Annotated in this window: 15 protein-coding genes and 1 pseudogene; 12 read left to right on the forward strand and 4 right to left on the reverse strand. The window is 69.0% G+C overall.

The features are described from left to right. The 5 genes from OD750_RS07725 to OD750_RS07745 all read left to right on the forward strand — a co-directional run bounded on the left by OD750_RS07725 (window position 1) and on the right by OD750_RS07745 (window position 3,187). Complete coding sequence (locus OD750_RS07725; RefSeq protein ID WP_263542085.1) at window positions 1-381, forward strand: YciI family protein; 381 nt, start codon at window positions 1-3, stop codon at window positions 379-381. Beyond that, window positions 378-905 (forward strand): SRPBCC family protein, encoded by a 528-nt coding sequence (locus OD750_RS07730; protein ID WP_263542084.1) that lies wholly within the window; start codon window positions 378-380, stop codon window positions 903-905. The genes OD750_RS07725 and OD750_RS07730 overlap by 4 nt, the downstream gene beginning before the upstream one ends. Before the next feature lie 62 nt (window positions 906-967). Further along, window positions 968-1,402, forward strand: coding sequence for a VOC family protein (locus OD750_RS07735; protein ID WP_263542083.1), 435 nt, complete (start codon window positions 968-970; stop codon window positions 1,400-1,402). A gap of 18 nt (window positions 1,403-1,420) precedes the next feature. Continuing rightward, on the forward strand, window positions 1,421-1,843 hold the full coding sequence (locus tag OD750_RS07740; RefSeq protein ID WP_263542082.1) for a YciI family protein: 423 nt from the start codon (window positions 1,421-1,423) through the stop codon (window positions 1,841-1,843). A gap of 75 nt (window positions 1,844-1,918) precedes the next feature. Next, window positions 1,919-3,187, forward strand: coding sequence for an RNA polymerase sigma factor (locus OD750_RS07745; RefSeq protein WP_263542117.1), 1,269 nt, complete (start codon window positions 1,919-1,921; stop codon window positions 3,185-3,187). A gap of 176 nt (window positions 3,188-3,363) precedes the next feature. Here OD750_RS07745 and OD750_RS07750 read toward each other — a convergent pair whose 3' ends face one another. Together OD750_RS07750 and OD750_RS07755 are read right to left on the reverse strand one after the other, a co-directional pair. Beyond that, complete coding sequence (locus OD750_RS07750; protein ID WP_263542081.1) at window positions 3,364-4,809, reverse strand: DHA2 family efflux MFS transporter permease subunit; 1,446 nt, start codon at window positions 4,807-4,809, stop codon at window positions 3,364-3,366. A gap of 22 nt (window positions 4,810-4,831) precedes the next feature. Beyond that, window positions 4,832-5,431, reverse strand: coding sequence for a YceI family protein (locus OD750_RS07755; RefSeq protein ID WP_263542080.1), 600 nt, complete (start codon window positions 5,429-5,431; stop codon window positions 4,832-4,834). 103 nt (window positions 5,432-5,534) lie between these two features. Between OD750_RS07755 and OD750_RS07760 the strand changes: the two genes are divergently transcribed. From OD750_RS07760 to OD750_RS07775, 4 genes are all read left to right on the forward strand, one after another. Then, entirely contained in the window at window positions 5,535-6,212 is a 678-nt protein-coding gene (locus OD750_RS07760; protein WP_263542079.1) for a winged helix-turn-helix transcriptional regulator, read from the forward strand. Window positions 6,213-6,476: 264 nt separating this feature from the next. Next, window positions 6,477-6,941, forward strand: coding sequence for a hypothetical protein (locus OD750_RS07765; RefSeq protein ID WP_263542078.1), 465 nt, complete (start codon window positions 6,477-6,479; stop codon window positions 6,939-6,941). 2 nt (window positions 6,942-6,943) lie between these two features. Continuing rightward, window positions 6,944-7,939, forward strand: coding sequence for a hypothetical protein (locus OD750_RS07770; protein ID WP_263542077.1), 996 nt, complete (start codon window positions 6,944-6,946; stop codon window positions 7,937-7,939). 41 nt (window positions 7,940-7,980) lie between these two features. Further along, the gene (locus OD750_RS07775) at window positions 7,981-8,346 is read left to right on the forward strand and encodes a hypothetical protein (protein ID WP_263542076.1); all 366 of its coding nucleotides are present in this window, start codon (window positions 7,981-7,983) and stop codon (window positions 8,344-8,346) included. Window positions 8,347-8,367: 21 nt separating this feature from the next. Here the strand turns inward: OD750_RS07775 and OD750_RS07780 are convergent, their stop codons facing one another. Together OD750_RS07780 and OD750_RS07785 are read right to left on the reverse strand one after the other, a co-directional pair. Beyond that, window positions 8,368-8,718 carry a DUF6717 family protein gene (locus OD750_RS07780; protein WP_263542075.1) on the reverse strand — a complete coding sequence of 117 codons (351 nt, stop codon included), beginning with the start codon at window positions 8,716-8,718 and terminating at the stop codon, window positions 8,368-8,370. Between the two features lie 50 nt (window positions 8,719-8,768). Continuing rightward, a pseudogene (locus OD750_RS07785) lies at window positions 8,769-10,334 on the reverse strand (ABC-F family ATP-binding cassette domain-containing protein); the annotation flags it as partial. Window positions 10,335-10,495: 161 nt separating this feature from the next. On the opposite strand from OD750_RS07785, the gene OD750_RS07790 reads away from it, so the two are divergent. From OD750_RS07790 to OD750_RS07800, 3 genes are read left to right on the forward strand one after another with little or no spacing between them, the layout of a single operon-like run. Continuing rightward, on the forward strand, window positions 10,496-10,789 hold the full coding sequence (locus OD750_RS07790) for a type II toxin-antitoxin system TacA family antitoxin (protein WP_263542074.1): 294 nt from the start codon (window positions 10,496-10,498) through the stop codon (window positions 10,787-10,789). Next, window positions 10,786-11,253 carry a GNAT family N-acetyltransferase gene (locus OD750_RS07795; protein ID WP_263542073.1) on the forward strand — a complete coding sequence of 156 codons (468 nt, stop codon included), beginning with the start codon at window positions 10,786-10,788 and terminating at the stop codon, window positions 11,251-11,253. Before OD750_RS07790 ends, OD750_RS07795 begins: the two co-directional genes overlap by 4 nt. A gap of 36 nt (window positions 11,254-11,289) precedes the next feature. After that, entirely contained in the window at window positions 11,290-13,602 is a 2,313-nt protein-coding gene (locus OD750_RS07800; protein WP_263542072.1) for a winged helix-turn-helix domain-containing protein, read from the forward strand. Window positions 13,603-13,617 lie beyond the last annotated feature (15 nt).

A 13,617-nucleotide genomic window follows, 5' to 3' on the forward strand; every position in this document is an offset into this window, starting at 1 on the left:
ATGCGCTATCTCGTGCTGTTCACGCCCGACCCCGCCGCGACCGCCGCACAGGACGACCCGGCGTCGCTCGAACAAATGGACATGTTGACGAAGGACAATCGGGACGCCGGACGCCTGCTCGCGACCGGCGGCCTCGGCAGCAACGCGACGCGCGTGCGGCGCTCGGGCGGCGCCGTCGACGTCGTCGACGGACCGTTCGCCGAAACCAAGGAAGTGGTCGCCGGCTTCGCGCTCGTCGAGGTCGCAACGCCCGAGGAAGCGCTCGCGATGGCGCATGAATTTCTCGCGATCGCCGGCGACGGAACCGCCGTGATGCATCCCGTATTCGACGACGTCTGCGGTACCGCTTCGACCCGGAACAACAAGGAGACTCTTTCGTGATCAAGACCGTCATCATCGTACTCGTCGTCGTCATCGCCGCGATCCTGATCTACGCCGCGACGAAACCCGACGCGTTCGTCATCCAGCGCTCGCTCGGCATCAAGGCGCCGCCGGAACGTATCTTCGCGTTGATCAACGATTTCAAGGCGTGGCCGCAGTGGTCGCCGTACGAGAAGCGCGACCCGGCGATGCAGCGCACGCTCGGCGGCTCGGAACGGGGCAAGGGCGCGACCTACGCCTGGGAAGGCAACAAGGACGTCGGCCAGGGCCGCATGGAAATCACCGAGTCGACCGAGCCTTCGCGCATCGCGATCAAGCTCGATTTCATCAAGCCGTTCGAGGCGCACAACACCGCCGAGTTCACGCTCGTGCCGAGCGGCGACACGACGATCGTCACCTGGGCGATGCGCGGCGAATGGCCCTACATCAGCAAGGTGATGGGCGTGTTCGTGAACATGGATCGCCTCATCGGCACGGACTTCGAGGCCGGCCTCGCGAGCTTGAAGACGCTCGCGGAGAAGTGATCCGCCGGCTTTCGACACACCGCAACACATTCTCCACAACCCCGCAATACAAGGAATCCGCCATGAAATTCGTTCCGTATCTTTCGTTCGACGGCAATACCGAAGAAGCGTTCGCGTTCTACGGCAAGGTGCTCGGCGGCCAGACGACCGCGCTGCTGCGCTTCGGCGATACGCCCGGCTGCGACGGCATGCCTGCCGCCGACAAGAACAAGGTGATGCACGCGCGCTTCGAGGTCGGCGACCAGGTGCTGCTCGCGACCGACGCGACGCCGGACCATCCGTATCAGAGCAACCGCGGCATGCAGCTGACGATCCAGGTCAAGGAGCCGGCCGAAGCCGAGCGCGTGTTCGCCGCGCTCGCCGAAGGCGCGCAGAGCGTGATCATGCCGATCGCCGAAACGTTCTGGTCGGTGCGCTTCGGCATGCTCGTCGACCGCTACGGCACGCCGTGGATGATCAACTGCGAGCAGATGCCGGCCGGCGCGGAAGGCTGCTGAATCACCGGAGGCCGTGCCATGCGCTTCATGCTGCTGATGATTCCCAAGGGCTACGAGACCGCGGCGCCCGGCACGGCGCCCGACGCGCAGGCGGTTGCCGCGATGATGAAATTCAACGAATCGCTGCAAAAGGCCGGCGTGCTGCTCGCGCTGGACGGACTGCACCCGCCGTCGATGGGCGCGCGCGTGACGTTCGAGAACGGTAAGGCCCGGGTCACGGACGGCCCGTTCGCCGAAGCCAAGGAAGTGCTCGGCGGCTACTGGATGCTGCAGGTCAAGTCGCGCGACGAGGCGATCGCCTGGGCGATGCGCTGCCCGGGCTCGCCGCACGAGACGATCGAAGTGCGGCAGGTGCAGGAACTCGCCGATTTTCCGGCCGACGTGCAGGCGGCCGCGAGCGGGTTCGCCGAAATGCAGGCGCGAGCCGGACGCGGCGCGTAGAAGATCAGTGGTACATCGCAAGGAATGCACAATCCGGCTTGCGCTGCGCGGGTGATGATGATGTGATCGGTGGCTGTGACAGCCACCGACACCCATCGCGCGATCGACGCCGTCTGGCGCATCGAATCGCCCCGACTGATCGCCGGCCTCGCGCGCATGGTGCGCGACGTCGGCCTCGCCGAAGAACTGGCGCAGGACGCGCTCGTCGCGGCACTCGAACAATGGCCCGAGTCGGGCGTCCCGGACAATCCGGGCGCCTGGCTCATGACGACCGCGAAGCATCGCGCGATCGACCGGCTACGCCGCAGCAAACTGTCCGAACGCAAGTTCGAGGAACTCGGCTACGAGATCGACATTCAGCAGGCGTCGAGCGACGCCGACCGCGACGAGGCGCTCGACGATCCGATCGGCGACGATCTGCTGCGGCTCGTGTTCACCGCCTGTCATCCGGTGCTGTCGACCGAGGCGCGCGTGGCGCTGACGCTGCGGCTGCTCGGCGGCCTCACCACCGACGAGATCGCCCGCGCGTTCCTCGTGCCCGAACCGACGGTCGCGCAGCGCATCGTGCGCGCCAAGCGCACGCTCGCCGACGCGCAGGTGCCGTTCGAAGTGCCGCGCGGGCAGGAACTGACCGACCGCCTCGCCTCCGTGCTCGCGGTGATCTATCTCGTGTTCAACGAAGGCTATTCGGCGACGGCCGGCGACGACTGGATGCGCCCGGGCCTGTGCGACGACGCGCTGCGCCTGGGCCGCATCCTCGCCGAGCTGATGCCGAAGGAGCCCGAGGTGCACGGACTCGTCGCGCTGATGGAAATCCAGGCGTCGCGGGCGCGTGCGCGCGTCGACGCGAGCGGCAAGCCGATCGTGCTGCTGGAACAGAACCGTGCGCTGTGGGATCAGCTTCTGATCCGCCGCGGCCTCGCCGCGCTCGAGCGCGCCGAAAAGCTCGGCACGGCGCTCGGCCCGTACGCGCTGCAGGCGGAAATTGCCGCGTGCCATGCGCGCGCGACGCGGGCCGCGGAAACGAACTGGGCGCGCATCGCCGCGCTGTACGCGGCGCTCGGGCAGATGACGCCGTCGCCGATCGTCGAGCTGAACCGCGCGGTTGCCGTGGCGATGGCGTTCGGGCCGCAGGCCGGACTCGATCTCGTCGACACGATCGCCGGCGAACGCGCGCTGGAAAATTACCATCTGCTGCCGAGCGTGCGCGGCGATTTTCTGAAGAAGCTCGGCCGCTACGCCGAGGCGCGCGAGGAATTCGAACGCGCGGCGACGATGACGCGCAACGAGCGCGAGAAGGAACTGCTGCTCGAGCGGGCGCGGGAGTGCGCCGAGGCGGCGTAATCTCCCTCTCCCCCAAGCTCGCTTGGGGGAGAGGGCCGGGGTGAGGGGGCGACGCGTCGCACTGCGTCGAGTACGACGAAGACCCCGGCGCTGGCCCCCTCACCCAACCCTCTCCCCCAAACGCTGCGCGTTTAGGGGAGAGGGCTTTATTCAACGCATTCGCGCGCTCGACCGAGTCAATGCATCGCCGCCGCCTCGCCCGTCGCCGCCTTCGGCCGCAGCATCACCGCGCCGATCAGCGCCGCCGTCGCCGCGAACAGCGCGCCGACGAGAAACGCCGCGTGATACCCGGCGTTGAGCGCCGCGAGCTGATCCGTGCCGGCCGCGAGCTGCGCACTCGTGCGCGACGCCGCGAGGCTCGCCAGAATCGCAAGGCCCAGCGCGCCGCCCATCATGAACGCCGTATTGACCACGCCCGATGCGAGGCCCGCCTCGCTCGGCGCCACGTCGTTCATCGCCGCGAGCAGCAGCGGATTGAGCGCCACGCCCGCACCGAAGCCGAGCAGCAGCATGCCGGGCAACACGTCGACGACGAAGGTGCCGTCGACCGGCGCGCGCGCGAACAGCGCAAGCCCGAGCGCGGCGAGCGCAAGGCCGCCCGCGAGCGGGATGCGAATGCCGAAGCGCATGACGATCTTCGCCGACAGGCCCAGCGACAGCGCGGCCATGATCAGGTTCGACGGCAGGAACGCAAGGCCCACCTGCATCGGCGTGTACTTGAGCACGAGTTGCAGATACAGCGCCGACAGGAAGAACCACGCGAACATGCCGGCGGCCCACAGGACGCCGATGACGTTCGCGGTCGACACGTTGCGCAGGCGGAACATCGCGAGCGGCATCAGCGGCGCGTGCACGCGCGCCTCGATGACGAGAAACGCCACGAGCAGCGCGAGCGCGGCGCCGAGCAGGCCCAGCGTCTGCGTCGACGTCCAGCCCGCCTCGTTGCCGTTGACGATCGCGTAGACCGCGAAGATCAGCGACGTCGTGACCGTCACGGCGCCGGCGACATCGAGATGCTTGCCGGTGGCCGGGCCGCGCGCGAGCGGCAAGAGCTTGAGCGACAGCGCGATGACACCGATGCCGATCGGGATGTTGACGAGAAAGATCCAGTGCCAGTCGAGCGTGCTGGTCAGCAGGCCGCCGAGCAGCACGCCGACGCTGCCGCCGCCGGCGCAGACGAAGCTGTACACGCCCATCGCCTTGGCGCGGTCGCCGTCCTCGGTGAAGAGATTCATGATCAGCGACAGCGCGACCGACGTGACGACCGCGCCGCCGAGCCCCTGCACGCCGCGCGCGGCGACGAGAAAGGCCTGCGTGGTCGCGAGGCCGCACGCGAGCGACGCGAGCGTGAACAGCGCGATGCCGATCAGAAACAGGCGGCGATGGCCGTACAGATCGCCGAGCCGGCCTCCGAGCAGCAGGAAGCCGCCGAACGTCAGCAGGTATGCGTTGACGACCCAGGCGAGCGTCGTTTCGGTGAAGCCGAGATCGGTGCGGATCGACGGCAGCGCGACGTTCACGATCGTCGTGTCGAGCACGATCATCAGCACGCCGAGGCAGAGCACGACGAGCGCGGCCCAGCGGCCGTCGCGGTGCGGCGGCGCCGCGGTTGCGGTGGTCATCGGACGGTTTCCGGCGGAAGGGTTACAGCGACGGCTGCGACGGATCGGTCTTTTCGGCGACCGCTTCGATCGAGATGCGCAGCGTGACGGTCATGTCGAAACCGTAGTCCTTGCCGGCGGTGACGCCGAACTCGTCGCGCTTGAAGGTCGCGAACGCGTCGGCGCCGCAGGCCTGGCGCTGGTAGTACGGATGCTTGTCGATGCACTTGAAGCGCTTGATCTCGAGCGCGAGCGGCTTCGTCGTGCCGTGCAGCGTCAGCTCGCCGTCGACGCGCGTTGGCGCGCCGTCCTTGAAGCCGGCGAGCTTGCCCTTGTACACGGCCTCGGGAAACTTGCCGGTGTCGAGATACTTCGGCTCGACCATTTCGGCGTTGAGCTTGTCGTGGCCGAAATCGATGCTCGCGACGTCGACGTGCGCCTCGACCGTGCCGCTGCCGGCCGCCTGGTCGAGCACGATCTTGCCGCTCGTCTTGTTGAACTTGCCGCGCCAGATCGACAGGCCCATGTGGTCGGCCTCGAAGCTCGGGTAAGTGTGGTGCGGTTCGATGTCGAACTTCACCGGCGCGGCGGTCGCGGCACCGGCCGCAAGCGCGAATACCGGGGTCAGCAGGAGGGCTTTCATGGGCGGGCGTCCTGTGCGGAGATAGACGGTTGCACGCTAGCACCGGTTAGTCCTAAATTGCAACGAAAGCGGAAAACCGTTACCTGAAGACTACAAGGGCGCGATGACAGGCAAACGCAGCTACGACGACGGATACGCCGGCGCGCACGCGCTCGACCTCGTCGGCGAGCGCTGGGCGCTGCTCGTCGTGCGCGAGCTGCTGCTCGGCCCGAAACGGTTCACCGACCTGCGTGCGGGCCTGCCCGGCATCAGCGCGAACGTGCTGTCGCAGCGCCTGATCGAACTGGAGCAGGCGTCGGTCGTGCAGCGCCGCCGGCTGCCGCCGCCGTTCAGCGCCTGGGTGTACGAACTGACCGCCTGGGGCAAGGAACTCGACGCCGTCGTGCGCGAACTCGACCGCTGGGGCGCGCGCTCGCCGACGCTGCCGCGCGACGCGCCGCTCGGCACCGATTCGATCGTGCTGAGCCTGGCGGCGACGTTCGACGCCGCCGCGGCGGCCGATTTCGCCGCCACGGTCGAGCTGCGTTTCGGCCTGGAAACGTTTCGCGCGACGATCGCCGGCGGCGCGATCGCGATCGCCCGCGGCGCCGCGGCGGCGCCCGACGTCACGATCGAATCGACACCCGCGCAGCTCGCGGCGATCGTCTACGACGGCGCGAGCGCCGCCCGCGCGCTGCGCGACGGCAGCGTGCGCGTCGCCGGCGACAAGGCCGCGTTCAAGCGCTTCCTGTCGCTGTTTGCGCGGCCTTCGCCCGCCGCGGCGACCTGGCCGGGCGCATAGCCGGCGAATTCCGGATTCTCTCCCGCATCTCGCGCATTCGGCGCGATGTTCGTTTTTGCGCTAGTCCACGTTTGGACTAGTGGCCTGCAACAGACAAATCGGAAGAGGGATCGCGAAGGACGCATCGTGCGGGACGCCGCTGCGGAGCGAGGTCGATAGCACCCGCTATCGGCCGAGCGTGCAGCAAGTCCTGCGCGGCCAGGACGAGCGAGCTGCTTTCGATTTGTCTGTTGCAGGCCGCCAGACACAACCAGGGAGAAGGTCATGCGACGAATGACGCTGGTCGCGGCGTGCCTTGCGCTGTCCGCCGGAGCGGGCGCGCAGTCGGGCGAGTACCGCGGCGCCGAGATCGTGCCGCGCTGGAACGACGACGGCGAACTCATCCTCGAAGTGAACAGCTGGACGAAGCTGCCGGTATCGCTCGACAACATCGAGGTCGAGGTGCGGCTCGCCGGCGGCGAGCCTTGCCGCTACACGCACGCCGGCACGCTGAACCTCAAGCCCACCGACACGATGTACGTCACGCTCGCGACCGCCGACGCGATGCAACGATGCCGCACGGCGCAGCGGCCGACGATCGCGCGCGCGGCCCGGCTGCGCTTCTCGCGGCTCGCCGTCGCGGCCGGCGCCGCGGCGCCGGCCGACGTCGTCGCGATCAAGGCCGATCTCACGGTGGCGCGGGATCGCGCCGTCAGCCGCTCGCAGTGGCGCGTCGACACGGAGGAGTGACGATGAAAATCCGGCTGTTTTTTCTCGGCGTCGCGCTGACGCCGCTGGTCTTCGTCGCGCCGGTTTCGGCCGAACCCTCTTCGCGCCTGGCCTATGCGCAGCAGTGCGCGGCCGAGATGGGCGACATTCCGCAGTTCAACTGCCTGTCGGGCCAGATCATTCCGATCACCAAGAACGGCGTGCCGCAGACGCAGCCGACCGGCGGCGAAAACTGCGACAACCCGGTGCAGCTCGGCCTCGGCGGCAGTGCCGGCCAGTGCGTGCCGTTCGCGCGATTCATGACGATCTCGACCGGCAACGCAAACGTGACGACGGCGATCGTCTGCCGCAAATACGAAGCCAGCGGCCCCCAAGGCGCGAACGATCCGATGTTCCGCGACATCGCGGTGATCCAGCACAACAAGGCGACCGGCAATACGTGCTTCTTCCAGAGCAAGCTCGACGGACCGCTGCACAACGGCACGGCGGTGCCGAGCCCGCAGTCCAATTCGGGCGCCGCGAGCGACGTCTGGCTCGAACCCGAGTCGAGCGGCCCCGGCGGCATCCGCTGCACGCGCTGTCACGACGCCGATCCGTTCATCTGGTCGCCGTACATCGTGCAGGTGGCCGATCTGTCGAAATGGGATCCGCTGGGACCGTGGAACTCGAACTTCCTCGACGCGTTCGGCACGACGGTGAAAACGTTCAAGCCGAACGGCAACGCCTGCACGGCGTGCCATCGCATCGGCAGCGAAGTGTGCGACGACGCGGGCGGCGGCAACGTGTCGGTGCCGGAAGTCGCCGCCAAGCGCTGGATGCCGCCCGGCTTTTCCGGTACGGCGAACCAGTGGAACTCGGACTTCGGCCCGGCGGTCGCGCAGATCGAATCGTGCTGCGCGAACCCGAATCAGGCCGTCTGCAACACGCAGGACGCGACCGGTTCGAACGCACCGCAGGAACCGCCCGGCGACGCCGCGCTGTTCCTCGAATCCACGCTGCTGCCGCTGCGCGAACCGTGAACGCCGATCACCTCATTCATCGATCAACAGGGAGCCCGATCATGACCCGTACTTCGCTGCACACCCCGAACCGCGCGCTGCGCGCCGCGCTCGCCCTGCTGCTGCTCGCCGCCGCCGGCGCCGCGAGCGCCGCGGACAAGACGTTCACCTGCACGCCGGTCGACGTCGGCGTGTTTCCGGCCAGCCGCGTGCACGTGAAGTGTTCGCCCGGCGACGGCAACATCCACTGGTTCGCGCTGCGCGATTCCGATTCGGGCGACGCGAACCGCGTGCTGAGCCTTGCGTCGACCGCCCTCGTCGCGAAGAAGAAGCTGACGATCTGGTACGACCCGGCCGACACCTCGGGCGGCGCGTGGGGCTGCCAGGTCAGCGACTGCCGCGTGATTCACGGCATGCGCATGTTCTGACGGTTGATCGCCGCAGGGCGGCTATGCCGCCTTTCGGCGAAACTGTGCGTAGATTTTCAACGGCGGCGCGTCGAAGTATTTGAGCAGCGCCGGGCACAGCCAACCTTCCATCGCAAGCGCGTCGCATCGGTACCAGTTGCCGGACAGGTCGGCACGCTGCCAGTCGAATTCGTACTGGAAACCGGGAAACGCGCCGGCCGAGAACAGCAAGCTGAAGCCGTTCTGCGCGTCGGGCAGGTCGCGCACGACGTGTTCGATGATGTCGTCGGCGCCCGACACGAACGGCTCTTCGACGAGGCCGACGCGCGGATCGTCGAACACCCAGATGCCCTGCGTCTTGTACGGATGGATCGCGACGATCGCGTTGCTCATGACGGTTTCCTTCAGGCGGCCTGCGCCACCGCTCGCGCCTTGCCCGTGCCGCGCGAACGCAGCCACAGGGCGTATTCGTCGAGGTCGCCGTCGAACTCCTCGACCTTGCCGTCGGCGACGCGCCAGAACGTGTCGCAGACGAGGCCGGTGAGATGGCGGTCGTGCGAGACGAGCACGATCGCGCCGTCGAAATCGCTGAGCGCCTCGGCGAGCGCTTCGCGCATTTCGAGGTCGAGATGGTTCGTCGGTTCGTCGAGCAGCAGCACGTTCGGCCGGCGCCACGCGATCAGCGCGAGCGCCAGGCGCGCGCGTTCGCCGCCCGAGAAATTGTCGATTACTTCGAACGCTCGGTTGCCCGGGAAGAACCAGCGCGCGAGAAAGTCGCGGAACTCCTGCGTCGACGATCCCGGCGCGATTTCCTTCAGGTGGTCGATCGGGCTCAGGCCTTCATGCAGCGATTCGACGGTGTGCTGCGCGAAGTAGCCGAGCTGCATGTCGCGATGCGCCATGCGGTCGCCGGCGATCAGCGGCAGTTCGCCGACCAGCGTCTTGACGAGCGTCGACTTGCCCGCGCCGTTCGGGCCGAGCAGGCCGATGCGGTCGCCGGCCTCCAGACCGAATCCGACATTGTGGAGAATCTTCGTTTCTCCATAACCGGCGTCGGTATCGTTCAGGCGCAGCAGCGAGTGCGGCAGCTTCACCGGCGCGTCGAACGTGATGCTGATCTGGCGCTCGGCGCGCACGGCCTCGGTGCCGCTGAGCTTGGCCAGGCGCTTGACGCGCGACTGCGCCTGGCGCGCCTTGCTCGCCTTCGCCTTGAAGCGGTCGATGAACGACTGCAGGTGCGCGCGCTCGGCCTGTTCCTTCTCGAACGCGATCTGCTGCTGGCGCAGGTGCTCGGCGCGCTGGCGCTCGAAGCTCGTGTAGTCGCCGGTGTACAGCTTCGCGCGGCCGTCGTTGAGGTGCAGCGTATGCGTGCTGACGCCGTCGAGAAATTCGCGGTCGTGCGAAATCATCAGCAGCGTGCCCGGATATTTGAGCAGCCACTGTTCGAGCCACAGCACGGCGTCGAGATCGAGATGGTTCGTCGGCTCGTCGAGCAGCAGCGCGTCGCTCGGCATCATCAGCGCGCGGGCGAGGTTCAGGCGCACGCGCCAGCCGCCCGAGAAGTCGGACACCGGCATCTCGTGCGTTTCGGGCGCGAAGCCCAGGCCGTGCAGCAGGCGACCGGCGCGCGCGGTGGCGTCGTAGCCGTTGATCGCGGCGAGTTCCTGGTGCGCGAGCGCGACGGCGTCCCAGTCTTCGCGCGCGGTCGCCTCGGCTTCGGCGCGGATGATCGCGTGCACCTGGGTGTCGCCGGAGAGCACGAAATCGATCGCGGGATCGGGCAGCGACGGCGTTTCCTGCGACACGCTCGCGATGCGCAGCCGCACCGGCAGGTCGAGATCGCCGCGGTCGGGTTCGACCTCGCGCTGGATCGCCGCGAACAGGCTCGACTTGCCGCAACCGTTGCGGCCGACGACGCCGACGCGCGCGCCGGCATGCAGCGTCAGGTCGACGTCGGACAGGAGCAGGCGGTCGCCGCGACGCAGGGCGAAGTTTCGAAAGGCGATCATGGGGTTGCTACCGGAGACAAGCCGGCGATTGTAGCAGGCGTAGTTACGGCACATTGTGTCGCGACGGCGGACTTCGGGCCGCCGAGGCCTGGAATCCGGTGGCCCGCGCCCTTGAGATGTACGGTAGTTAGACGTACATTTCCATCCAGGAGGTCGTCCCCATGCCCCATTCCAACTCGACTACACGCGCTTGTCGACTCGAGGCGCGCATTGCTCCGGATGTACTGGCGGCGGTCAAGCGTGCTGCGGAAATCGAAGGCCGCAGCGTCAGCGACTTTGTCGTCGCCGCCGCGCGAGCCGCTGCCGAGCGCACGATCGAGGAAGCGCAGATCATTCGACTGTCGCTCGCCGATCAGGAGTGCATCGCCGCCGTTCTTGCCTCGCCGCCTGAGCCGAGCGAAGCGCTGGATCGCGCATTCGCCGCGCATCGTGAGCTGATTCGCAGCAGCAAATGAGCTATCGCATCGAGCTGCTGGCCGACCACGATCGTCGGAATTTCAGCTGCGGTTCGATCGCGCTGGATCGCTATTTTCGCGAGCAGGCCACACAGGATGTCAGGCGTCGACTGGCGACGTGTTTCGTGGCGGTGAGCGACGAAGACGAGGTCGCCGGCTTCTACACACTTGCCGCAACATCGCTGGCATTCGACCGCCTCGCCCCAGAGGATGCGAAGAAACTGCCGCGCTATCCCGTCGTTCCGGCAATTCTGCTCGGGCGTCTCGCAACGGCCCTCGCGCACCAGGGAAAGCGTCTCGGCGCGAGTCTGGTTGCAGATGCAATCTCTCGATCGATACGTTCGGATATCGTCGGCTACGCGATGCTCGTCGATGCCAAGGACGCAAAGGCGGCCGCTTTCTATCAAAAACTGGGATTCAGGTCGCTGCCGGACAGTCCGCTGCGTCTGGTTCGACGCCTGTAACCGCCCGCACCTGCACCGATCGATTACGCTGTCGCCATGGCTACACCGATTTACCGGTTCGGCGCGTTCCGGCTCGACCCGCAGGCGCGCGAACTGATCGAGAACGGCGCGCGCGTCAACCTGCGCATCAGCACGATCGACTGCCTCATCTATCTCGTCCGGCACCGCGACCGCCCTGTCGGCCGCGACGAACTCGCGTCGGCCGTGTGGGGCCGCGTCGACGTCAGCGAAGTGTCGCTGACGCACGCGATCATGGGCCTGCGCCGCACGCTCGGCGACACCGGCAACGACCAGCGCATCATCCGCACCGTGCCGCGCCTGGGCTATCGCTGGGTGCACGAGGGCACGATCGAGGAGTCGCCGGATGACGCGGCCACCGATCCGGCGCCGGTCGCACCGCCGGCGACCGAGCCGGTTCCGCCGCCGCGGCAGCGCTCGCGCGTCCCGCCGCTCGCCGTAGCCGCGTTGATCGTGGTTGCGGCGCTGGCATTCGCCTGGCGCTACTTCGCCGCCGCGGAACCGCCGCCGCCGGCCCGCGCCGCGATGGTGCTGCCGGCCGCGGTCGAAGCGCCGGCCGACGCCGCGTGGCTGCGCCTGGGCCTGATGGACCTCGTCGCCGACCGCCTGCGCCGCGGCGACATCGCGACCGCGCCGAGCGAAACCGTCGTCGCGCTCGTCAACGCGCGCAACGGCGCCGCGCCCGACGCCGCGCAGGCGGGCCTGCTCGTACGACCGAGCGCGAGCCTCGCGCAGACGACCTGGACCGTGCGGCTCGACGCCGCATCGCCGCAGCGCCGCCTGGTCGTCGAAGCGCGCGACGGCGACCCGATCGCCGCCGCGCGCCGCGCCGCGGACGAACTCCTGATCAAGCTCGGCCGCAAGCCGCCGGACGTCGCCGGCGGCGACGCGCCGCTCGCGCTCGATACGCTGCGCCGCCGCGCGAGCGCGGCATTGCTCGCGGGCCAGGTCGATCTCGCCCGCCGGCTGCTCGACGAGGCGCCGCCCGCGCTCCTCGACGAACCGACGATCGCCGTCTCGCGCGCGCAGGTGGAGTTCTACGCCGGCCGCTACGACGACAGCCGGCGCCTGTTCGAAGCGGTACTCGAACGCCTGCCGGCGGATGCGCCGGTCGATCTGCGCGCCCGTGCGTTGAGTTCGCTCGGCGCGGCGTACTTCCGGCTCGGGCGCGTCGACGACGCGGCGACGGTATATGCGCAGGCCGCGCGGCTGACCGACGCCGGCGGCGACGCGCAGACGCGCGCCAAGGCCTACTCCGGCCTCGGCGCGGTCGCGAGCCAGCGGCTGGAACTCGACGCGGCCGCGACGATGTTCGGCCGCGCGCGCACGCTGTTCGAACTCGCCAACGACATGAACGGCATCGCGTCGATCGATCTGAACCTCGGCCTGAACGCGATGCAGCGCGGCCAGCCCGCCGCGGCGCTGACGATGCTGCGCGGTGTCGGCGCGCGCTTCGCCGAACTCGGCTTTCACGACGCGCTGATCGCGGCGAAGGTGGCCACGGTCGACGCCGAACTCGCAACGCTCGACGCCCCCGCCGCGCTGGCGACGAGCGACGATTTCGCCCGCCTCGGCGCGCAGGCCAACGCGCGCCAGCGCGGCGAACTCGAGCTCGCGCGCGCCGCCGCGCTCGCCGCGAACGGCCGGCTGCGCGATGCCGACGCCGCGCTCGCGCACGTGCTCGACGCGGCCGATCCGCACGAGGAGGCGATGCTGCGCGCCCGCGCGCAGGCGCTCGCGGCGAGGCTCGCGCTCGCTCGCGGCGAGTTCGCCCTCGCCGCGACGCTCGCCGAAGCGGCCCTGATCGCCCCGCTCGAGAAGAACCTGCGGCCGGACTATCTCGCGGCATGGTCGACGCGCATCGCCGCGCTGCGCGGCGCCGGCCTCGACGCCGACGCCGCGGCCGAGCTCGCGCGGCTCGTCGCGTGGAGCCAGGTCGACGCGAAGGAATCGGACCGCGTCGCGGTCGCGCTGGCCCAGGCCGAACAGGCCGCCGCCGAGCGGCGCACCGACGCGGCGCTCGCGCGCTACGCCGATGCGATGGCCGCGGCGGCCGGGCGCGGCGTTCCCGAGGACGTGGTCGCGGTCGGGTACGCGTACGCGCCGGCACTGATCGCGGCCGGACGCCTCGACGAGGCCGCGGCGATCAGCGGCCGCCTCGCGCCGTGGGCCGAGCGCGACGCGCGCGCCGCCTGGGTCGCCGCCGGCGTGTACGCGGCGCTCGGCCAGGACGAAGCCGCGCAGACGGCGCTCGCACGGGCCCGGCGCCTCGCCGCCGAACGCACGCTGCCGGCCCTTGCGACACGCGCAACCGCGAAACCGGCGCAATAACGCCGTGCACATGGC

This window comes from Tahibacter soli, from assembly GCF_025717065.2.
Classification (GTDB): Bacteria; Pseudomonadota; Gammaproteobacteria; order Xanthomonadales; family Rhodanobacteraceae; genus Tahibacter; species Tahibacter soli.